Raw genomic sequence first — 21304 nt, 5'->3', positions numbered from 1 at the left:
TCTGCCTTTCATGGACCCTAACGCGATGGTCCCTTCGGGGAATCCCGGAGAAGCCAGTGTTCGCCGGGGGCGTAGCGCCGTGGTGCCAACCCGTCATGGTCGGTTGCGGGTGCGTGGTGGCTTGTCGCGCCCCGCGGCGGAGCCGCACATCGATACAGCCCCGCGCCCCTTGGGCCGGCAATCGCTCCCCGTACTACAAACGGGCCCTGGGGAAAGTCCCCAGGGCCCGCTGTACGTGCCTCAAAGGCGCCGTAGGGCCGCTCAGCCCTCGGTGGTCTCCTCGGTGGCCTCGGAGGCGGCCTCGGCGGCCTCCACGGTCTCGATGGCGGCCTCGGTCTCGTCCTCGTCGTCCAGGTCGATGACCTCGCCGTTGGTGTCCTTCACCGTGGCGGACTCGACCACGACGGCCAGGGCCTTGCCGCGGGCGACCTCGCCGACCAGGAGCGGCACCTGGCCGCCCTCGACGACGGCCTGGGCGAACTGGTCGGGGGACATGCCGGAGGAGGCCGCACGCCGCATGAGGTGCTCGGTGAGCTCCTCCTGGTTGACGTTGAGGTTCTCCTTCTTGACCAGCTCGTCGAGGACGAACTGGGTCTTGATGCCCTTGACCGCGGCCTCGCGGGTCTCGGTCTCGAACTCCTCGACGGTCTTGCCCTGGATCTCCAGGTACTTCTCGAGGGTGAGACCCATCTGGCCGAGCTGGTGGTGCTCCAGGTTGTGCTTGCGGGTGTTGATCTCGTCCTCGAGCAGCTTCTCGGGGACCGGGACCTCGACCAGCTCGAGGAGCTTCTCCAGGACGCGCTCCTGGGCCTGGGTGGCCTGGTCGTACTGCTTCATGTTGGCCAGGCGCTTGCGGCTGTCGGCCTTCAGCTCGTCCAGGGTGTCGAACTCGGAGGCGAGCTGCGCGAACTCGTCGTCCAGCTCGGGCAGTTCGCGGGCGGCGACCTGGGTGACCTTGACGGTGACCTCGGCCTCCTTGCCCGCGGCCGAGCCGCCCTTCAGCTCGGAGGTGAAGGTGGCCTCGCCACCGGCCTCCAGGCCCTTCACGGCGTCGTCGATGCCGTCGAGCAGCTCGCCGGAGCCGATGGTGTAGGAGACGCCGTTGGCGATGCCGTCCTCGAGGACCTCGCCGTCGACCTTGGCCTCCAGGTCGATGGTGACCACGTCGCCGTCCTCGGCGGCGCGCTCGACCGGGGAGGTGGAGGCGAAGCGCTCACGGAGCTGCTCGACCGACTTCTCGATGTCCTCGTCGGTCACCTCGACGGCGTCGACCTCGACCTCGATGCCGGAGTAGTCCGGGATCTCCAGGGTCGGGCGGATGTCGACCTCGGCGGTGAAGTTCAGCGTCTCGCCGTCCTTCAGCTCGGTGATGTCGACGTCGGGCTGGCCCAGCGGGCTCAGCTCGGCCTCGTTGACCGCCTCGGTGTAGAACTTCGGCAGCGCGTCGTTGACGGCCTCCTCCAGCACCGCACCGCGGCCGAAGCGCTGGTCGATGACGCGGGCCGGGATCTTGCCCTTGCGGAAGCCCTTCACCGTGACCTGCTGGTTGATCTTCTTGTACGCCGCGTCGAGGCTGTCCTTGAGCTCCTCGAAGGGCACCTCGACAGTGAGCCGAACCCGGGTCGGGTTCAGGGTCTCCACGGCGCTCTTCACGGTTCGGTCTCCTTGTGGCTGACTGCTTGGTTTCTGCCGGAGCCAGACTGGTCCGGCGGATTTCGCCGCCCGGAGGAGTTCGTAGGCCGAGTGGGCCGGGACACACGGGCGCGCAGCTTGCATAGTAACCGCAGCGGGTCAGCGCCCCAAAAGGCGATCACACGGTCACGTGTGCCGGTGGTCGGGGTGGCGGGATTTGAACCCACGGCCTTCCGCTCCCAAAGCGGACGCGCTACCAAGCTGCGCCACACCCCGTCTGGTGCGACACGTAGGGTACATGCCCCGGCCGGATCCGTCGGCCGCTTTATCCACTGCCCGCGCGCGTGGCATCGCCGCAGTCCAAACAGGTTGGCCTCCGCGCCGGACGACCCGCTACGATGCTCTGCAGTGCTGCGGTCACCGACCTGCGGCGCGTTGTTGCGGGCGTAGCTCAATGGTAGAGCCCTAGTCTTCCAAACTAGCTACGCGGGTTCGATTCCCGTCGCCCGCTCTCTACGGTCCAGGGGCCCGGTTTCCGTTTCGGCGGAGCCGGGCCCCTGGCGTGTTTCCGGGGGCGTCCGGGGTCACAGGGCCCGGAGGTTCACCGAGTAGACCGAACGGGTGCCGTAGGGGACGTAGACGGCGTCTCCGTGGACGACCGGGGGTGCGCCGGCGTAGCCGGTGAAGGGTTCGAGGCCGGTGCCGCGGCCGGGGACGCTGTGGACCTCCTTGCCGTTGCTGCGGTCCAGGGCGGCGAGGCGGCCGCCCGGGGAGGCGAGGAGGACGTAGGCGTCGGAGACGACGGGCGTGCCGGGGCGTTCGACGGAGGAGGCAGTGTCCCACAGGGTGTGGCCGGTGGCCGGGGCGACCGCGCGGACCGCGCCGCTGTCCTGGACGAAGTAGAGGGTGCCGCCGACCAGGGTGGGCGTGGCGGCCCAGGGCACGGGCCAGTCCAGCGGTACGACGTGCGGGGAGCGGTCGGCGAGGTCCAGCAGGGTGATGCGGCGGTAGGGGGGAATCGTGGTCTCCTGCGGCCCCACGGGGGAGTCCGGGGAGGTGACGAGGACCAGGCGGCCGCCGGTCCGGCCGGCCAGGGTGAGGGCGCCGTCCACGGTGGCGGTCCAGCGGGCCGCGCCGTGGGCGGGGTCGATCCGGACGATCGTGGTGTGCGCGCTGTTGCCGTCGACGCACACGAGGTAGCCGGTCCCGGCCGCGGTGCGGATTCCGCAGGTGTCGTTCGCGGGCATGGTGCGCTTCCAGCGGGGGGTGCCGTGGGCGGGGTCCAGCAGGGAGTAGGTCCTGCCGTCCGTGCCGTAGGTGACGATCGGCCCGTCGTCCGTGACCGCCACGGTGCCCTCCACCGCGGTGGGCTTCTCCTGGCCGAGCGGCTTGTCCCAGCGGACCTTTCCGGTGCGGGCGTCGAGGGCCTGGAAGACGTAGTGGCTGTCCTGGGCCGAGCGGGCCTTGCTGTCGGCGACGGTGTAGACGTCGTGTCCGTGCGTGCCGATCACTCCGCTGTCGGGGTAGCCACTGCCGCTGGTGCTCGGGTCGGGGTGGTCGGCCTCCGGGAGACTCCACGCGATCTTGCCGGTGGCCAGCGAGAAACGGACCGCCTTGAGGCCGTCGCCTGCGCAGACCAGCCCGCCGTCGAGCGCGGCGCAGGAGGTGAACGACCCGCCGGCGGTGGTCGCCTTGTCGGACTCCTGGGTCTGCCAGGCGTACCACCCCTTGGGCAGGTCGCCGGGCGGGCCGTGCTCGCCCCCGGTCAGGCGCAGTGCGGTCGCGGAGGCCGCCGCCGCGAGCACCAGGGCGCCCGCGGTCGCGGCCAGCCAGAGTTTCCGGCGCCGCGCGCGCGGTCGTACGGGCTCGGTGTCCGGCTCCTCGGGCTCCGGGCGCGGGTCCGGCAGGCGGCCCTCGCGCAGCAGGGTCAGGAGTTCGTCGGGGGTCGGCCGGGACTTGGGGTGCTTTTCCAGGCAGAGGCTGACGAAGGGGAGCAGATCGTCGGGGAGGCCGTCGAGTTCGGGCTCGCTCTCGACGACCTTCGTGGCCGTCTCCCAGGGGCTCGCGCTGTCGAAGGGGCCGTGCCCGGTGGCGGCGTACACCAGGATCGCGCCGAGGGAGAAGATGTCGCTGGCCGAGCCGACCTCGTGCGGGGAGGAGAACTGCTCGGGGGACATGAAGGGCGGGGTGCCCATCACCCGGCCGGTCTGGGTGAGGGCGTCGGCGGCGGTGGACTCGGTGGCCCGGGATATGCCGAAGTCGATGACCCGGGGGCCGTCGTCGGCGAGCATCACGTTGGCCGGTTTCAGGTCCCGGTGGACGACTCCGGCGCGGTGGATGTCCCGCAGGGCCTCGGTGAGGCCGCCGGCCAGAGCGCGCAGGCGCTCGGGCGGCAGGGGCCCGTGGCGGCGGACGTGGGTGCCCAGGTCCTCGCCGGGGATGTAGAGCGTGGCCATCCAGGGGCGCGGCGCGTCGGCGTCCGCGTCCACCACGGGTGCCGTGAAGGCGCCGCTGACCTGACGGGCGGAGGCCACCTCACGGCGGAAGCGGATGCGGAACTCGTCGTCGTCGGCGTACTGGCCGTGGACGACCTTCACGGCGAGCCGGCGGCCGGAGGCGGAGCGGGCCAGGTAGACCACGCCCATGCCGCCGCTGCCGAGACGGTCCTCGATCCGGTAACCGCCCACTTCCGGCGGATCCGAGTCGCGCAGCGCCATCCCCGTACGTCCCCCCGTTGTTTCAGTTGTCCAGCTCTGCCGGCCCGCCCCGCCGGAGTCAGAACCTGATCGAGTTGATGGTCTCCGCTATCGAGTTCAGGAAGCGGTTGATGGACGGCGCCATGCCGGTCGAGGCGAGGAAGAAACCGAAGAGGACGGCGACGATCGCCGGACCCGGCTTGATGTTCCCCCCTCGGATCAGCACCACCAGGATGATCGCCAACAGCAGCACCACAGACAGTGAAATGGCCACAACTGATCACACCCTCGGTCGGTCCGCTCTCCCGGCCCGGGGGTACGACCCCGCACCCCCGCCAGAACCATCGTGCCACCAACCCGGCCGCCGTATGCGGCTCGTGACGCAACGTTGGACAAGCACCCGCGGCGGGCGATGCCCCGCACGGTAATTCGACCGGCCGGCCGCGCCTGACACCACTAGGAATTGCGCAGCTTCGTTTCGGTGTCCACACATCACGTGCGCAGGGAATTCGAATTCATGACACAGGGGCGAGATATGCCCCAATTAGTCGGGATGAATCGGGACATCAGGGTTGAATGGAGGGGATCGATGTGCCCACCGTCACGTGGACACGGGAGACAAGTCATGTAAATCAGCGGGTACTCGAAGGCAATAACCAGGAATGACCACGGGGGTTTTACGAAATCGCACAGTCGACGCTAGGGTGCCTGAGATGTTTGACGCCGCCTCGTCCCCCGGCCACAGCCGCAGGCCGCTCCCCCCGGCACAGTCGCCGGTGGACGGAGTGCCCAGTCCGCGTACCCCGATGAGTGCGCAGAAGCGGCGGCCGCCCGCGGACAGACCGGGCAAACAGCGCGATTCGTTCTTCGACAACGCCAAGTACCTGGCCATCGTGCTCGTCGCGATCGGGCACGCCTGGGAACCGCTGAAGGGCGACAGCCGGATCCTGGAGGGCGTGTACACCGTCGTGTACACCTTCCACATGCCGGCGTTCATCATCATCTCCGGCTTCTTCTCGCGCAGTTTCGACATGCGCCCGGACCGGCTGAAGCGGCTGATCACCGGTGTCGCGGTGCCGTACGTCCTGTTCGAGACCGCGTACCCGCTCTTCAAGAACGCCGTCGACGGCTCCCACGAGGAGATCAGCCTCCTCGATCCCTGGTACCTGACCTGGTTCCTGGTCGCGCTGTTCGTCTGGCGGTTGACGACACCGATCTGGAAGCTGGTGCGCTGGCCGCTGCCGCTGGCCGTCGGCATCGCCATGCTGGCCAGCGTCACCCCGAACATCGGTGACGACCTCGACCTCCAGCGCGTCCTGCAGTTCCTGCCGTACTTCGTGCTCGGCCTGTGCATGAAGCCCGAGCACTTCCAGCTGGTGCGCCGCCGCTCGGTGCGGATCGCCTCGGTGCCGGTGTTCGCCGCCGCCCTCGCGGTCGGCTGGTGGGCGGTGCCGCGGATGAACACCGCGTGGTTCTACCACCGTGACTCCGCGCAGGAGCTGGGCGCGCCGTGGTGGTGCGGCCCGGTGATGGTGCTCGCGATGCTGGGCTGCTCGCTGCTGCTGACGGCCTGCTTCTTCGCCTGGGTGCCGCGCCGGAACATGTGGTTCACGGCGCTCGGCGCGGGCACGCTGTACGGCTATCTGCTGCACGGCTTCCTGGTGAAGTTCGCCGACTACCGCGGCTGGTTCGACCACGCCTGGCTGCACCATCCGCTCGGCGAGATCGCGGTGACCGTCGTCGCGGCCGCCGTCGTCACGGTGCTGTGCACCCGGCCGGTGCAGCGGGTGTTCCGCTTCGCGATGGAGCCGAAGATGGAGTGGGCGTTCAAGCAGGACGCGGCCGAACTGGCCCGCGAGCGGCAGAAGAAGGAGCGCGAGAAGGTCGGCGTCTGACTCCCTGGTCCAGCTCCCCTGGCCTGACTCCCCTGGTCCAGCTCCCCTGGTCTAGCTCCCCTGTTCAAGACCGAGAAGTGCGCGCATCCGTGCGTACTTCTCGGTCAGTCGTTTCCGGGTCGGCTCGTCCAGGACCGCGAGCCGCTGCGGGTCGGCGTTGTGCGCCAGGTCGGCCTGCTTCACCAGCAGTGCGCCCGGGGTGGCGAGGATCCGGCGCGCGTACGTCTCCTGCTCCTCCCCCGTCCGCTTGGTGACGGCGCGCACGATGGCCTTGGTGCGCGGGGTCAGGGCGGCCGCCGTCAGCCACTGTTCGCTCAGCGCGTCATCCTCGACGGAGTCGTGCAGCCAGGCCGCCGCGATCTGGTCGGCGTCCCCGCCACGGGCGCGCACCCCGTCGGCGACGGCCGCGAGGTGTTCCGCGTACGGCCGTCCCGCCTTGTCGGTCTGCCCCGCGTGGGCGGTTCGGGCGAGGCTCTCGACCTCGGCCAGGGTGAGTGGTGTCCCGGTCATTCGTCCAGTGTCTCCCGGCGCAGCGCCGCCCGGGCCGGGACGGTGACCGCGGTGAGCCCGAGCAGCAGGATGCCGCCGGCGAAGGCGCCGTAGACCACGGGCGGGATGTACGGGCCCTGCCCGGTCAGCCCGTTCGTCATCGGCACCAGCGTGGCCACGGCGATGGCGGTGCCGAGCGCGATGCCGGCGAGGGCGACCAGCAGGGCCTCCCAGCGGATCATCCGCAGGATCTGCTGCCGGGTGGAGCCGATCAGCCGCAGGGTGCCGAGTTCGCGGCGCCGGGCGAGGACGGTCATCACCAGCGTGTTGCCGGCGGCGACGGCCGCGAACCCGCCGAGTACGGCAGCCATCACGGCGTTGGCCCAGGCGTTCAGCTCCCGGTCCAGGGACTGGGCGGCGGAGTAGCCGTCGCGGTCCAGCACCGTGCCGAGGGCGGCGAGACCGGCCGTCGTACCGCCCTTCGTCCACAGCTCCGTGTCGAAGGCGGAGGTGACGTGGGTGGCGAGGTCGGCGCGGCTCATCGTCAGCTCGGACAGGCCCATGCCGCGGCCGTACGTCGCCACGACCAGCGGGGCGGCCTTCGTGCCGTCGGGCAGGTACAGGTGCAGGCGTTGGCCGACGCTCACATGGGCGTTGCGGGCGAGGCCGGCGTCCACGGCGATCTCGCCGGGCCGCAGGGTCAGGCGCCCGTCCCGGACGTCCAGGTCCTGGACGGCGGCCAGGTCGCGTACGGAGCCGGTGACGCCCTGCGCGGAGGCGGACTCCAGCGAGCCGACGACCGGTACGAGGACCGAGGTGCGCAACAGGCCGACGGCCGCGGTGACATGGGGAGTGCGCCGGGCCTGTCGTACGGCGTCGGGGGCGAGCCCCGGCCGGGCGGTGACGATGTGGTCGGCCCTCACGCCGGCGCGCTGCTGGTCGGCGGTGACCTTGTCCTGACTGGTCTGCAGGAACACCAGGACCGAGGCGAAGGCCATGGCGAGCACGATCGGAGTGATCGCGGAGGCGAGCCGGCGGGCGTGGGTACGGGAGTTGGCGGCGGCGAGCGCGGCCGGGGCGCCGGCACCGCGCAGCGGCAGCCCGAACAGGGCGGCGCAGGCGTGGGCGACGAGCGGGCCGAGCAGGGCGACCGCGAGCATGAACAGGAACACGATGCCGAGGGCCGCGTTGGCCGCGTCCTCGCCTTGCAGGGAGGAGGAGAGGCCCGCGCAGACGCAGCCGCCCACGACGGCGGCCAGGCCGAGGGGGGTGCGGATCCAGCCGATGCGCAGCCGCTCCACGGACGCCTCGCCGAGCGCCTGGCCCGGCTTGATGCGGGAGCTGCGGCGGGCGGCCAGGTAGCCGGCGCACAGGGCGGTGACCAGGACGGTGCCGGCGGCGGTGAGCAGCGGGATCCAGGAGACGGAGAGCCGTACGGCGTGCGGGATCGCCCCCTTGTCCTGGAGCTGGCCGAACCACCAGTGGGCCAGCGCGATGCCGGGCAGGCAGCCGGCCGCGCCGGCCAGGGGGGCGACGAGGAGGGCCTCGGTGGCGATGGTGCGGCGGATCTGGCGCGGGGTGGTGCCGATGGCCCGCAACAGGGCGAACTCGCGGGCGCGTTGGCCGACGCCGAGGGCGACGGTGCCGGCGGCGGTGAACACGGCGACCAGCGTGGCGATGCCGCCGAAGGAGCCGCCGAGTCCGGTGAGCAGTTCGCGGGCCTGGGCGAGGGAGGGGTCCTCCACGGCACCGCGGTCGTCGCCGGTGTGCACCAGGGCGTGGCTGCCGAGGGCGCCGGACACCTGGGACTTGAGGGTGTCGGTGCCTACTCCTTCTTCCGGGAGTACGGCGATGGCGTCGATTCGGCCGGGGTGACCGGAGCGGCGTACGGCGTCGGAGTCGGCGAACCAGGCGGTGGGGGTGGGGGCTTGGGTGAGGCCTGAGATGCGGTAGGTGGTGCGGGTGCCGTCGGGGGTGGTGAGGGTGATGCGGTCGCCGACGGTGCCGGTGGTGTCTGCGGTGCCTGCGGTTTCGGCGGATTCGTGGGAGAGCACGACTTCGCCGGGGGCGGGTGGGTGGCCGGTGGTGAGTCGCTCGCCGGTGAAGGTGGTGGAGGCCCAGTTGTGGGCGGTGTACGGGGTGCCGTGCGGGCCGCGTACCGGGAAGGTGACGTCGGCCACGGCGGTACGGGCGCCGGGGGCGGCGGCCGCCTTGGCGATCAGGGAGGCGTCGAGGCGGGCGCGGTCCGGGACGGGCTGGTTGTCGCCGTCGTCGGCATGGGCGAGGCGGGCGCGTTGGTCGGCGGCGGCGATGATCGGGGCGTGGGCGTAGCGCTGGGGTGGGACCTTGGCGCGGACGCCGGTCTCCAGGAGGATCCCGCAGGCCGCCACGATCACCGCGGCGAGGGCGAGGGCGATGAAGGTGCCGACGAAGGTGGAGGGCTTGAAGCGGAGGGCTGCGCGGGCCAGGCCGTTGGGGTACATCCGGGAGCCGTTCTGGGTCGGTCCGCCTCGGCTTCGCCGTCGGCGTCCGTCGTGTTCCCACCCGCACCACCCGTACAGCTTTCGTCGTCGGGTGCGGGTGGCCCTTGTGGGGGCGGATTCGCCGTTGGCGAGGGCGGGACGTGCGGGTTTCGTAGTCGGGTGCGGGTGGTCGCTGTGGGGCGGGATCGCCGTCGTCGGCCGGCGGCTGACAAGGACGTCCGCAACCCATCGACGCCGGTTCCGCCCCGCGAGGTCGACCGTGCCCGGCGGCGGTGTGGGTCAGGCGGCGGGGCGGGCGTGGGTGGTGAGGGTTGTCATGCGGGAGGCGATGTGGGCTGCGGGGGCGCGGTCCAGGTGGTCGACGATCGTGCCGTCGGCCAGGAACAGGACGCGGTCCGCCCAGGCGGCGGCCGACGGGTCGTGGGTGACCATGACGATCGTGGCGCGCTGGGTGTCCACGGCGTCGCGGAGCAGGGCGAGGATCTCGGCGGCGGTGGTGGTGTCCAGGGCGCCGGTGGGCTCGTCCGCGAAGACGACGTCGGGGTGGGTGACCAGGGCCCGGGCGATGGCCACGCGCTGCTGCTGACCGCCGGAGAGTTCGCTCGGGCGGCGGCGGGCCTTGTCGGCGAGGCCGACCTGGGCGAGCACCTCGGCCGAGCGGCGGCGGTCGGGACGGTGGCCGGCCAGCCGCATGGGCAGGACGATGTTCTGTTCGACGGTGAGGGAGGGGAGGAGGTTGAAGGCCTGGAAGACGAAGCCGAGGCGGGTGCGGCGCAGGGCGGTCAGCTTGTTCTCGCTCAGGCCGGTGAGGTCCGTGCCGCCGAGCACGACCCGGCCCGCGGTGGGGCGGTCCAGGCCCGCCGCGCACTGCAGGAACGTGGACTTGCCGGAGCCGGAGGGCCCCATCACGGCGGTGAAGGTGCCTGGGGGGAGGGCGAGGTCGATGCCGCGCAGGGCGTGCACGGCGGAGCCTCCGCGGCCGTAGCGGCGCGTGACTCCGTGCAGTTCTACGGCCCAGTCGCTTGGCATGGGGGTCCTTCCGGTCCGTGGGTGTTCGGTGACGTGTGCGGTGACGTGTCTCGAACGTACGGATACGGAGGGTGGCCTGACCATGCGGACGGCTGGCGGATCCGGGCGGGGGAAAACCCCACCCAGGCATTGCGCAGGGGATGGCTCAGCGGGCCGTCGCCGGTGCTGGCTGGCGGCAGATCAGGAGCAGGGCCCGGTCGTCGTTGACGTCCTTCGCGACCGCCTCGATGAGGTGCCAGGCGGCGCCGTGGAAGCCGCCGGCGACATAGCGGTCGGCCTCTCCGGTGAGGCGGTCGATGCCCTCCACGATGTCGCGGTCGGAGGTTTCCACCAGTCCGTCCGTGAACAGCATCAACACGTCCCCGGGCCGCAGCGAGCCCTTCACGGGGTCGAACTGGGCGCCGTCGTACACACCCAGCAGCGGGCCCTCGGCCGCCTTCTCCTCCCAGCGGCCGCTGCCCGCGCTCAGCTGCAGCCCCGGCGGATGGCCGGCCGAGTACAGCTCGTAGTCCCCGGAGTCCAGGTCCAGGACCAGGTGGATGGAGGTGGCGAAGCCCTCGTCCCAGTCCTGGCGGAGGAGGTAGCCGTTGGCTGCCGGGAGGAAGGCGTGGGGGGACAGGGAGCCGAGCAGGCCACCGAATGCGCCCGACAGCAGCAGGGCGCGCGACCCGGCGTCCATTCCCTTGCCGGACACGTCCGTGAGCACGACCTCCAGGGTGCGGCCGCCGTTCGTACGGGACGCTACGACGAAGTCACCCGAGAAGGACTGGCCGCCCGCCGGGCGCAGCGCCATCTCGTGGTGCCAGCCCTGCGGCAGCTTCGGCAGCTTGCTCTGTACCCGGATCCGCTCGCGCAGGTCGAAGAGCATGGTGCCGCCGCGCCGCCAGGGCACGCCGACCCGGCTGCGGAACTGCGCGGTCAGCAGCCCGAAGAAGCCGCACGCGGCGACCACCAGGACCACACCGGGGGTGACCCGCGAGGGCCCCTCGGTGTACGGGCCGAGCCGCACCGACTCCACGATCAGCGCGGTGGCCCCCGCCGCGTACAGGCCGAGCAGGCTCGCCGGGCGCAGCAGCAGGCCGCCCGCGACGATCGGCAGCACCAGGGTGGCCGGGGAGCACCACACCGAGTTGGCGAGGGTCATGGCCGCGAGGACGGGGATGGTGAGCAGCAGACCGGCGAGCGCGATCCAGTCCGAACCGTCGCCGCGGAAGTAGTCCACGGCGCTTCTGCGCAGGCCGACGCGGGCCCGGTGCCACTGCATCTTCCACCGGGCCGTGAACGTCTCGGCCTTCGCGCGCCGCTCTCGTCCTGCTGCCATTAGTTCGGGACCCTATCGATCGGACCAGCCGCTTGGCACGGGAGGTCCCACTTGTCCCCCGTGAGAGGCTCAACTTCGCGGTTCAACTTCACAGTGAACGGCACGGAGGGCCATCGCGCCGCCGCCCGGGAGAAAATCGCTGGCTCGTCCCGCAATGCCCTGATAGGCATGGCTCATGGCGACTGACCGTGCGACCGAGTTGAAGGTGCTGCGCCCCGAGGAGTGGGACGGGTGGTGGGACAACCTGGTCCGTGCCTTCGGCGCGGGCGCGGCGTCGACCGAAGAACGCGAACTGGACAAATCACTCACCGAGTTCGACCGTTCGCTGGCCGCCTGGGACGGTGACCAGCTGGTGGGGACGGCGGGAGCGTTCAGCTTCCGGATGACCGTGCCGGGCGGGGCCCTGGTGCCCGCCGCAGGCGTCACCATGGTGAGCGTGGCCGCCACGCACCGGCGGCGCGGGGTGCTGACCTCGATGATGCGGCGCCAGCTGGACGACGTGCGCGCGTGGGGCGAGCCGCTGGCGGTGCTGACCGCCTCCGAGCCGGCGATCTACGGCCGGTTCGGGTACGGCGCCGGAACGTTCCAACTGCACGCCGAGATCGACACGGGCCGGGTGACGCTGGCACTGCCCGCCGGCACCGAGGACGTACGACTGCGGTACGCGCCGCCCGCCGACGTCCTCGCCGAGTGCGAGGCGGTGTACGCGGCGCTGGTGCCGCGCCGGCCCGGGATGCTGGCCCGGCAGCCCGGCTGGGAGCGGGTGGGGCTGCTCGACCCGGAGAGCGATCGGGGCGGTGCGTCCGCGCTGCAGTGCGTGGTGGCCGAGCGGGACGGCGGGGTCACCGGGTACGCCCGCTTCCGCACCAAGCTGGGCTGGGGGCCGAGCGGGCACGACGGCACGGTGTCGCTGGAGGACCTCGCCGCGCTGGACCCGGCGACCGACGCGGCGCTGTGGCGCTTCCTGTTCGACATCGACCTGATGACGACCCTGACCGTGCGGGGGCGGCCGCTCGACGACGCCTGGCAGCACATGGTCTCCGACATCCGGCGGTGCAGGCCACGGTTCCGGGACTCGTGCCACGTCCGGCTCGTCGACGTCGGTACGGCGCTGACGGCGCGTACGTATCAGGCGCCGGTGGACGTCGTGTTCGAGGTGGAGGACGCCTTCTGCCCCTGGAACGCGGGGCGTTGGCGGCTGACCGGCGACAGCAAGGGCGCGTCCTGCGAGCGTACGACCGACGCGGCCGATCTCAGCCTGTCCGTACGGGAGTTGGGCGCGGCCTACCTCGGCGGGGTGACCCTGCTGTCGCTGGCGGCGGCCGGGCGGGTACGGGAGCTGCGGCAGGGGGCGCTGGCGGAGGCGTCGGTGGCGTTCGGTTCACCGGTGGCCCCGTGGCTGCCGCACGGCTTCTGACGGCCCCGGTTCAGGGTTTCTGGCAGGTCGGGCACCAGAAGAGGTTGCGGGCGGCGAGGTCGGCGGTGCGGATCTCGGTGCCGCAGATGTGACAGGGCAGGGTGGCCCGGCGGTAGACGTATACCTCGCCGCCGTGGTCGTCCACGCGGGGCGGGCGGCCCATCGCCTCCGGGGTGTGCTCGGGGCGGACGGTGTCGATGCGGTTGTTGCGCACGCCCTCGCGCATGAGCGCGACGAGGTCGGCCCAGATGGCGTCCCACTGGGCGGGGGTGATGTCCCGGCCCGCACGGTACGGGTCGACGCGGTGCCGGAAGAGGACCTCGGCGCGGTAGACGTTGCCGACGCCGGCGATGATCTTCTGGTCCATCAGCAGTGCGGCGATGGTCGTACGGCTGCGGGAGATCCTCCGGTGTGCCGCGCTCGGGTCGGCGTCCTCGCGGAGGGGGTCGGGGCCGAGGCGGTCGTGTATCGCCTGCTTCTCGTCGTCCGTGATGAGCGCGCAGGTGGTCGGGCCGCGGAGGTCCACGTACGACGTGTCGTTCGCGAGGCGGAGCCGGACGGTGTCCGTGGGCGGGGGTGCGGGGGTGGGGCCGAAGTCGACCTTGCCGAAGAGGCCGAGGTGGATGTGGACCCAGTCGGTGTCGCGGAACCGGAGGAAGAGGTGCTTGCCGTGGGCCTCTGTGCCGGTGAGGTGGGCGCCGTTCAGGAGGTCGGCCGCGTCCGAAAACTTGCCCTGGGGACTGGTCACCCGTGGGTCGGTGCCCTGAAACCGCTCGGCGTAGTCCTGGGCCAGCCGGTGGATGGTGTGCCCTTCTGGCAAGGCGGAGGTGTCCTTTCCAACCGATTTTTCCCACCCACCCGTCTCGGTCGACAGAAGGGCGGGACAAGGGGTGGAAGGGGCGGGCCCCCACCAAGCCCCGCCCACCCTTGTCAGCCGACCGAGTCGGGTGGGTGCGTGGGAAACGGGGGTCTGGGGGCGGAGCCCCCAGGGGGCGCCGTTACTGCTGGGGGTGGTGGGCCGGGATCGGGGGGAGGTCGCCGGTGGTCTCGTAGGCCGACAGCATGTCGATGCGGCGGATGTGACGCTCGTCACCGGAGAACGGCGTGTTGAGGAAGACCTCGACGAACTTGGTCGCCTCCTCCGTGCTGTGCATCCGCGCACCCACCGCCACGACGTTCGCGTTGTTGTGCTGCCGCCCCAGCGAAGCCGTCTCCTCGCTCCAGGCCAGCGCCGCCCGCACACCCTTGACCTTGTTCGCGGCGATCTGCTCCCCGTTGCCGGAGCCGCCGATCACGACACCGAGAGCCTCGGGGTCCGCCGCCGCCTTCTCCGCTGCACGCAGGCAGAAGGGCGGGTAGTCGTCCTGGGCGTCGTAGATGTGGGGCCCGCAGTCGACGGGCTCGTGCCCCGCCGCCTTGAGCCATTCGACGAGGTGGTTCTTGAGTTCGTAGCCCGCATGGTCGGAGCCGAGATACACGCGCATGGGACGAGTGTGACACGCCTGTTTCCGGGCAGCAGCCTCGGGTGTCGGCCCGGAAAAATGTGAGCCGAGCCATAGAACCTCAAGGAAACCTCAAGTAACAATCCGGATTCAGAGGTTCCCGGATTCGTTCACCTCGGTTTCACTGGACCGGCTCGTACACCGCTCGTGCGGGCAGCTCCACCTGGCGTAAAGGAAATCCGTCCATGACCCCTGGTTCGGGCCTTCAAGCAGGACTGAAAAACCGCCATCTGTCGATGATCGCGATCGGTGGCGTCATCGGAGCCGGCCTCTTCGTCGGTTCCAGTTCCGGTATCGCTACCGCGGGACCGGGCATCCTTCTGTCGTACGCCCTCGTCGGCACGCTCGTGGTGCTGGTGATGCGCATGCTCGGCGAGATGTCCGCCGCCAATCCGACCTCCGGTTCCTTCTCCGCGCACGCCGACCGTGCGCTGGGACGCTGGGCCGGCTTCTCCATCGGCTGGCTCTACTGGTTCTTCTGGGTCGTCGTGCTGGCCGTGGAGGCCACCGCCGGCGCGAAGATCCTCGAGGGCTGGATCCCGGCCGTCCCGCAGTGGGGCTGGGCGCTCATCGTGATGACCGTCCTGACCGCGACCAACCTGGTCTCGGTCAGTTCCTACGGCGAGTTCGAGTTCTGGTTCGCCGGCATCAAGGTCGTGGCGATCGGCGCGTTCATCGTCGTCGGCCTGCTGGCCATCTTCGGTGTCCTGCCGGGCGTGCACGCCGACAAGGCGAGCTTCGGCAACCTGACCTCCCACGGCGGCTTCCTGCCGCACGGACCCGGGGCCATCCTCACCGGTGTGCTGCTGGTCGTCTTCTCCTTCATGGGCAGCGAGATCGCGACGCTGGCGGCCGGCGAGTCGGAGGACCCGCAGCGCGCGGTCACCAAGTCGACCAACAGCATCATCTGGCGTATCGGCGTCTTCTACCTGGGCTCGATCCTGGTCGTCGTCTCCCTGCTGCCGTGGAACGACCCGTCGATCGCGAAGGACGGCTCCTACGTCGCCGCCCTGAACTCCCTCGGTATCGCGCACGCCGGTGAGCTCATGAACTTCATCGTGCTCACCTCGGTGCTGTCCTGCCTGAACTCGGGCCTGTACACCGCCTCCCGGATGGCGTTCTCGCTCGGTCAGCGTGGTGACGCGCCGAAGATGTTCGCGAAGACCACCTCGCGCGGTGTCCCGGTGGCGGCGATCACCGCGTCCGTGCTCTTCGGCTTCGTCGCCGTCTTCTTCAACTACAAGTTCCCGGACTCGGTCTTCCTCTTCCTGGTCAACTCCAGTGGTGCGGTGGCCCTGTTCGTGTGGCTGGTCATCTGCTTCTCGCAGCTGCGCATGCGGAAGATCATCCAGCGGGAGGCGCCCGAGAAGCTGGTCGTCAGGATGTGGCTCTACCCCTACCTGACCTGGGCGACGGCCGCACTGATCGTGTTCGTCCTCGGCTACATGCTGACGGACACGAAGGGCGAGAGCAGTGGTCGTACGACGGTGCTGCTGTCCGTGCTGGTCGCGGCGCTCGTGGTCGGCATCGCCGTGATCAAGGAGAAGGTCGTCGGCCGCCGGGCGGTTCCCGCCGCGGAGGCGGAGCCGGTCGACAAGGTGAGCGTCGGCTGATCCGGCCCACCGCCGCGTTTCGGGGAGGGAGTCCTTCGGGGCTCCCTCCCTCGCGTTTCACAGGACCGTGAACGTGTCCTTGACGCGGTCGTAGAGGCTGATGGCCTGCCCCTCGATCTCCGGCTGGTACCAGGTGTTGATCTGGTACGACTTCCCGTCCGCGTCGAAGCCGAGCAGGCGGGCGTGCCAGGGGGTGCCCTTGAGGGTGAAGGTGTACTCCCAGACGACCGCCGGGTACCCCTGGAATCTGGTCTCCGCCAGCCGGATCTTGACGTAGTCGCGTCCCTGCTGGGCGTCCTTCTCCGAGCGCTTCCAGGTGTCCAGGAGGTCGCCCCGGGCCAGCGACGACTTGCCGACGAGTTCCTGCCGCCCGTCCGGCGAGGTGTAGTGCACCTCGGCCCCCGTCTTCACATCCCGCCGCCACCCCTTGGGCGGCACCCATGCGAACCCGCCCGCCTCCGTCCTGGCACCGGGCGGCGGACTGTGCGGCCGCGAGGTCCCGTCGACGGTCGGAGAGACCGTCGGGGAGACGGCCGCAGAAGCAGCAGAAGACGCCTTGGGCGACGAGGCCACTGCGGTTGCGCCACCTGCCCCCTCCCGCCGCCCGCCGCCGCCGGACGTGGCGGCCAGCACGGCGACCACGACACCCACGGCGACGACCCCGAGCACGGCGAGCAGCGCGGTCCGGCGGGGGTGCTGGCCGACGGCGGTCTCGGGTTCCGCGGCGGGTTCGGGTTCCGCGGCGGGTTCGGGCGGCGCGCCCCCGAACTCTTCGGATGACCCACCTCCAGGCCCCTCCCCTGCGGGGGCGCCCTCGGCGGCTCCTGGGGGCTCCGCCCCCAGACCCCCGTTTCCCACCCGCCCAACCATCTCGGTCGGCTGAACCGGCTCGCTCCTGAAGGGGACGGTCGGTACCGGCGGATACACCACCGCTCGCAGGGCCTGCTCCACCTCCGCGAGCCCGGGCCGGGCCGACGGGTCCTTGGCCAGCAGAGCGGCGAGGAGGTCACGCAACGGGCCTGCTGACGGCGGGAGTCGGGGCTCCTCGTACAGGACCGCGTGCAGGGTGGCCAGCGTGGTGTCGCGGGAGAACGGGGAGTTGCCCGCCAGGGCCGCGGAGAGGGTCGCGCCGAGGGACCACAGGTCGGACGGCGGGCCCTGACGGCGGCCGGAGATGCGTTCGGGGGCCATGTAGTCGGGGGAACCGACGAGCATGCCGACCATCGTGAGGGCCTTGGCGTCCTGGATCGCGGCGATGCCGAAGTCGGTGAGGACCACGCGGCCCGCTCCGGACTCGACAAGGACGTTCCCCGGTTTGATGTCCCGGTGCAGGACGCCCCCGGCGTGCACCTGGCGGAGCGCCGCCACCAGGCCCAGCCCGATGCCCGCGGCCTCGCGCGGGCTCAGCGGGCCCTGCTCGGTCATGATCCGCTCGAGTGAGCGGCCGGGGATCAACTCCATGACGATCCACAGGCGTTGCCCCTCGTCCACCACGTCGTAGACGCGCACGACGTTGGGGTGGTCGATCCGGGCCGTCGCCCGGGCCTCGCGCAGGGTGCGTTCGCGGTGGGTGCGACTGTCCTCCGCGGCGTGCCCGTCGACGCGTATCTCCTTCACCGCGACCAGCCGGTCGAGCATTTCGTCGACGGCCCGCCACACCCGCCCCATTCCCCCCTGCCCGATGCTTTCGACCAGCCGATAGCGCGCGTTCACCAGTAGCCCCGGAATCCCGCCGGCCCCCGGTTCTCCCGCTTCCCCCATATTTCCCGGCAATGCGTCGCACCCCCCTCAACGACCGCCTCTGCTGAAACACAACGGTCACACTTCGCGCCGTACCAGCATAGTGCGGGGAAATCTTGTGGTACCTCTTCAAGTACTGCGAATTCAGGTGCAGTCCAGGGGGTTGCAAGGGGGGCGAACATGAGTTCTCGTCGCAGGGCGGGCATCGCGGGATCGCTGGTCACGGCATCTTTCTCGGCCGTGCTGGTCCTCGCCTGCACGGCCGTGGCCGATGACCAGGGACCGGGCAGCGACAAGGGAGGAAAGGCGGTCGACGAGGCACCGGCGGGCGTGAAGCTGCGCACGCTGCTGCCGGAGAAGATCTCGGTCGACAACAGTTCGAAAAAGACGGCGATTACCGCCACGGTGAAGAACGAGGGGACCAAGGACAGCGGCGACATCCGGCTTTTGGTGGTCGGATTCGACGGGTTGAGGATCGCGGGTGTTCAGGGCTGCTCGGCGATCGCGGAAAAGGACCTGCCGGAAGGTTCGAACAGTGGTTTCAGTTGCCCGGTCGGTTCGCTTGCGGCCGGGCAGTCCAAGTCGTACGCGGTGCAGGCCACGTACGACCTGAGCAAGGCCGGGAAGATCTGTCTGCCCGCGCAGACCACGGACGGGAAGAAGACGTTCTGGCAGCAGGGCCCGGTGCCCTTCGGCACGACCAATCCGTCGCCGAACGCCCCGGCCACCCCGCTGCTCCTCGGCACCGACAACAAGCCGGTCGCCCCGGACGGCGACGAGCTGCCCAAGACCGGTGTGGGGCGTGCCGTGCTGCCCCTGGGCGCCGCGGGCGCCGCGCTGATCGCGGCCGGCGCGGCCGGAGTGTGGTGGTCGCAGCGCCGGCGGCAGGAGGCCTGAGCCGCACCACGACAACCGCGGAACATCGGCCGCACAACCTGACGGAAGCAGTCAGGTTGTGCGGCCATCGTGTGCGTCACGTGGCCAGGGGCGCCGGGGACCGGAGTGCGGGTCTGTACGACCCGGAGACGCAAAAGAGGCTCGCCGGGCTGAAGGCGCAGTACGACCCGGCGAACCTCTTTTGCAGGAACTGCGGATTCAGCGCTTGCCGACGAACTTCCAGGCGGTGGGCAGCACGCCCATCGCCAGGGCGGCCTTCAGGGCGTCGCCGATCAGGAACGGGGTGAGGCCGAGGGAGATCGCCTGGGAGGCGGACAGGTCGGCGGCCAGGGCCAGGTAGGGGACGCCGACGGCGTAGATGATCGCCTCGCCGAGGATCATCGTGCCGGCCATGCGCAGCGGGGAACGGTCGGCGCCGCGGCGGGCCAGCGCGCCCACGGCCGCGGAGGCGAGCAGCATGCCGATGATGTAGCCGAAGGAGACGGCGCCCGAGCCGGAGGTGCCGCCCGCGAACCACGGCACGCCGACGACGCCCGCGACGGCGTACAGGGCGAGGGAGAGGAAGCCGCGGCGGGCGCCGAGCGCGGTGCCGACGAGCAGCGCGGCGAAGGTCTGGCCGGTCACCGGCACCGGGGAGCCGGGCACCGGAACCGACAGCTGGGCCGCGAGACCGGTGAGCACGGCGCCGCCGAGCACGAGGGCGGCGTCGCGCACGCGGGACGCGGGAAGGAGGTCGGCGAGGACGGCGCCGGGGCGGGCGGCGACGGTGGCGGTGCTCATGGGGACTCCGCGAGTGGTGTGGGCACGTGGGAACACCGTGACGCTATACCGGCCGCCGCGCGCCGATCACCGTCAGTGCTCGACAAAGGCGGTCACCGGCCCTTGGTGGGCTCCGGACAAAGGATGCGGGTTACACCGGGTACGGCGTGATACCGGTCACTGAGGTGAAGTGGTGCATGGTACCTGGGGAGCTGACACCACGTCTGTAGGGTTCCACCAAAGGCCCGGTGGCCGTCTCGCCCGTCGGTCGCCGTCTGGGCAGCGCGGGGGCGCTTTGCTAGCTTCGAACGCATGGTTGCCCAGGCCCGGTACTTCACGTCGCGTCGCTATGTCGACCTGCGACGCCAGGGCGCTGCCACCTGTCGCCGCCCGGGGTAGCGGCGCTCTGCGGGGCGCCTCTCCTTTCCGAGACGTGTCGGCCCCGCTTCCGAGGACGGTTCTCCATGCCCCGTACCGCGGCATCCACCCTTGTCTCCCCCGTTCCCCGTGCCGCCGACAGCGACCGGCGGCGGACCAGCGCCAGCGTCGTGCTGCGGTCCGTGCTGGAGCACGGGCCGGTCGCACGCAGCACCATCGCCCGGCTGACCGGGCTGTCGCCCGCGTCGGTGACCGAGCACTGTGCCCGGCTGGCCGGGCTCGGACTGATCCACGAGGAGGCGGCGCCCCGCCGTTCGAACGGGGTCGGCCGGCCGCATGTGCCGGTCGACCTCGACCGTGACCGGTTCGTGGTCGGCGGGGTGCACGTGGCCGTGCCGTACACCACCGTCGCGCTGCTGGACCTGCGGGGCCGTGTGGTGGCCGAGCGACGGCTGAAGCACGAACGGACCGATCCGGGCTGGGTGCTGGCCCGGGCCGCCGAGGGCCTGACGGCGCTGCTCGCGCGGGCGCCGGGCCGCCGGCCGCTGGGGGTCGGGGTCGCGGTCGGCGGCTGGGTGGACCGGGAGACGGGTACCGTCGTCGAGCACGAGCTGCTGGGCTGGCGCGAGGTGCCGGTGCGGGAGCTGCTCGGCGCCCGCACCGGGCTGCCGGTCCAGGTGGACGGGCACGCGCGGGCGTTGGTCAACGGCGAGCGGCTGTTCGGGCGGGCCCGGGGCAGCCGCAGCGTGCTGCATCTGTTCGTCGGCAACGTGGTCGACGCGGCCTTCGCCACCAACGACGAGGTGCACTACGGGCCGCGTTCCCAGGCCGGTGCGATCGCCCATCTTCCGGTGCCGGGCGGCACCGAGCCGTGCGACTGCGGGCGGACCGGCTGCCTCCAGGTGGAGCTGAGCGAGCGGACGTTGTGCCGGCGGGCCCGGGAGGCCGGAGTGATCGACGGGGTGAACCCGATGCACGTGCTCGCGGCGGCGCAGGCCGGGGACGCGGCGGCGGTACGGCTGCTGGTGGAGCGGGCGCGGATGACCGGGCGGGCGGCGGGGCTGCTGCTGGACGTGCTCAATCCGGAGACGGTGGTCGTGACCGAAGTGGGCGTCATGCACCGCGAGGACTGCCTGGCCGCGCTGCGGGAAGCGGCCGGAAATCACCGGTCCGCGGCCGTGCTGCCGACGAGTTTCCCGGATTCCGTGCTGGCGGTCGCGGGTGGCTCCGTGGTGCTGGACGCGCTGTTCCGGGACCCGTTGGGTGCGTCACCTGAGGCTATTTAATTCAGAAACTCGGAATGTTGACAGGAGTCGCTCATGGCCGGGAACATCCTGGTCATGAGCCCTCTCACGAGCTGTCGCACCCTCTGTTGCTGACACATTGCCGCGCATGAAGCGCGTGTTTCTCGCTGCGTGAGTTTTTCCTGCTCCGGCTTGCCTTCCCGGAATTC

General features: G+C 71.1%; 16 protein-coding genes and 2 tRNA genes. 6 read left to right on the top strand and 12 right to left on the bottom strand.

Going from position 1 to position 21304, the window contains the following annotated elements:
- Positions 1–261 precede the first annotated feature (261 nt).
- Both tig and CRP49_RS20365 read right to left on the bottom strand, forming a co-directional pair.
- On the bottom strand, positions 262–1653 hold the full coding sequence (tig, locus tag CRP49_RS20370; protein WP_097254663.1) for a trigger factor: 1392 nt from the start codon (positions 1651–1653) through the stop codon (positions 262–264).
- A 178-nt stretch (positions 1654–1831) separates the two neighbouring features.
- Positions 1832–1908 (bottom strand) — tRNA-Pro (locus CRP49_RS20365).
- A gap of 164 nt (positions 1909–2072) precedes the next feature.
- Between CRP49_RS20365 and CRP49_RS20360 the strand changes: the two genes are divergently transcribed.
- Positions 2073–2143: transfer RNA gene (locus tag CRP49_RS20360), tRNA-Gly, on the top strand.
- 73 nt (positions 2144–2216) lie between these two features.
- On the opposite strand, the gene CRP49_RS20355 is transcribed toward CRP49_RS20360, so the two are convergent.
- Positions 2217–4349: a PQQ-binding-like beta-propeller repeat protein gene (locus tag CRP49_RS20355; RefSeq protein WP_097254662.1), complete on the bottom strand. Its 2133-nt coding sequence runs from the start codon at positions 4347–4349 to the stop codon at positions 2217–2219.
- Between the two features lie 58 nt (positions 4350–4407).
- On the bottom strand, positions 4408–4602 hold the full coding sequence (locus CRP49_RS20350; protein WP_094221203.1) for a hypothetical protein: 195 nt from the start codon (positions 4600–4602) through the stop codon (positions 4408–4410).
- 532 nt (positions 4603–5134) lie between these two features.
- On the opposite strand from CRP49_RS20350, the gene CRP49_RS20345 reads away from it, so the two are divergent.
- Positions 5135–6223 (top strand): acyltransferase family protein, encoded by a 1089-nt coding sequence (locus CRP49_RS20345; protein ID WP_257033448.1) that lies wholly within the window; start codon positions 5135–5137, stop codon positions 6221–6223.
- 51 nt (positions 6224–6274) lie between these two features.
- Here CRP49_RS20345 and CRP49_RS20340 read toward each other — a convergent pair whose 3' ends face one another.
- The 4 genes from CRP49_RS20340 to CRP49_RS20320 form a co-directional block, all read right to left on the bottom strand.
- A complete protein-coding gene (locus CRP49_RS20340) occupies positions 6275–6733 on the bottom strand; it encodes an HD domain-containing protein (RefSeq protein ID WP_097254660.1) in 459 nt (152 codons plus the stop codon).
- Positions 6730–9195 (bottom strand): ABC transporter permease, encoded by a 2466-nt coding sequence (locus tag CRP49_RS20335; RefSeq protein ID WP_097254659.1) that lies wholly within the window; start codon positions 9193–9195, stop codon positions 6730–6732. The genes CRP49_RS20340 and CRP49_RS20335 overlap by 4 nt, the downstream gene beginning before the upstream one ends.
- A gap of 279 nt (positions 9196–9474) precedes the next feature.
- Positions 9475–10224 carry an ABC transporter ATP-binding protein gene (locus CRP49_RS20325; RefSeq protein ID WP_097254657.1) on the bottom strand — a complete coding sequence of 250 codons (750 nt, stop codon included), beginning with the start codon at positions 10222–10224 and terminating at the stop codon, positions 9475–9477.
- Between the two features lie 145 nt (positions 10225–10369).
- Positions 10370–11545, bottom strand: a complete 1176-nt coding sequence (locus tag CRP49_RS20320) for a PP2C family protein-serine/threonine phosphatase (protein WP_097254656.1) — start codon at positions 11543–11545, stop codon at positions 10370–10372.
- A 175-nt stretch (positions 11546–11720) separates the two neighbouring features.
- Here CRP49_RS20320 and CRP49_RS20310 point away from each other — a divergent pair, with 175 nt between their 5' ends.
- A complete protein-coding gene (locus tag CRP49_RS20310; protein WP_097254655.1) occupies positions 11721–12962 on the top strand; it encodes a GNAT family N-acetyltransferase in 1242 nt (413 codons plus the stop codon).
- 10 nt (positions 12963–12972) lie between these two features.
- Here CRP49_RS20310 and CRP49_RS20305 read toward each other — a convergent pair whose 3' ends face one another.
- Together CRP49_RS20305 and CRP49_RS20300 are read right to left on the bottom strand one after the other, a co-directional pair.
- Positions 12973–13782: an Fpg/Nei family DNA glycosylase gene (locus CRP49_RS20305; RefSeq protein WP_097254654.1), complete on the bottom strand. Its 810-nt coding sequence runs from the start codon at positions 13780–13782 to the stop codon at positions 12973–12975.
- 178 nt (positions 13783–13960) lie between these two features.
- Positions 13961–14446 carry a ribose-5-phosphate isomerase gene (locus tag CRP49_RS20300; protein WP_097254653.1) on the bottom strand — a complete coding sequence of 162 codons (486 nt, stop codon included), beginning with the start codon at positions 14444–14446 and terminating at the stop codon, positions 13961–13963.
- A gap of 203 nt (positions 14447–14649) precedes the next feature.
- On the opposite strand from CRP49_RS20300, the gene CRP49_RS20295 reads away from it, so the two are divergent.
- Complete coding sequence (locus CRP49_RS20295) at positions 14650–16077, top strand: amino acid permease (protein ID WP_097254652.1); 1428 nt, start codon at positions 14650–14652, stop codon at positions 16075–16077.
- 57 nt (positions 16078–16134) lie between these two features.
- Here the strand turns inward: CRP49_RS20295 and CRP49_RS20290 are convergent, their stop codons facing one another.
- Positions 16135–17790 (bottom strand): serine/threonine-protein kinase, encoded by a 1656-nt coding sequence (locus tag CRP49_RS20290; protein WP_373560359.1) that lies wholly within the window; start codon positions 17788–17790, stop codon positions 16135–16137.
- Positions 17791–17997: 207 nt separating this feature from the next.
- Between CRP49_RS20290 and CRP49_RS20285 the strand changes: the two genes are divergently transcribed.
- Positions 17998–18714 (top strand): LPXTG cell wall anchor domain-containing protein, encoded by a 717-nt coding sequence (locus CRP49_RS20285; RefSeq protein ID WP_097254650.1) that lies wholly within the window; start codon positions 17998–18000, stop codon positions 18712–18714.
- Between the two features lie 198 nt (positions 18715–18912).
- Here the strand turns inward: CRP49_RS20285 and CRP49_RS20275 are convergent, their stop codons facing one another.
- Positions 18913–19494, bottom strand: a complete 582-nt coding sequence (locus CRP49_RS20275; RefSeq protein WP_097254648.1) for a biotin transporter BioY — start codon at positions 19492–19494, stop codon at positions 18913–18915.
- 443 nt (positions 19495–19937) lie between these two features.
- Between CRP49_RS20275 and CRP49_RS20270 the strand changes: the two genes are divergently transcribed.
- The gene (locus tag CRP49_RS20270; RefSeq protein ID WP_097254647.1) at positions 19938–21137 is read left to right on the top strand and encodes an ROK family transcriptional regulator; all 1200 of its coding nucleotides are present in this window, start codon (positions 19938–19940) and stop codon (positions 21135–21137) included.
- The last annotated feature ends 167 nt before the right edge of the window (positions 21138–21304 follow it).

It is taken from the genome of Streptomyces sp. Ag109_G2-15 (assembly GCF_900215565.1).
Classification (GTDB): domain Bacteria; phylum Actinomycetota; class Actinomycetes; order Streptomycetales; family Streptomycetaceae; genus Streptomyces; species Streptomyces diastatochromogenes.
This window is presented reverse-complemented; position numbering and strand designations above follow the sequence as displayed.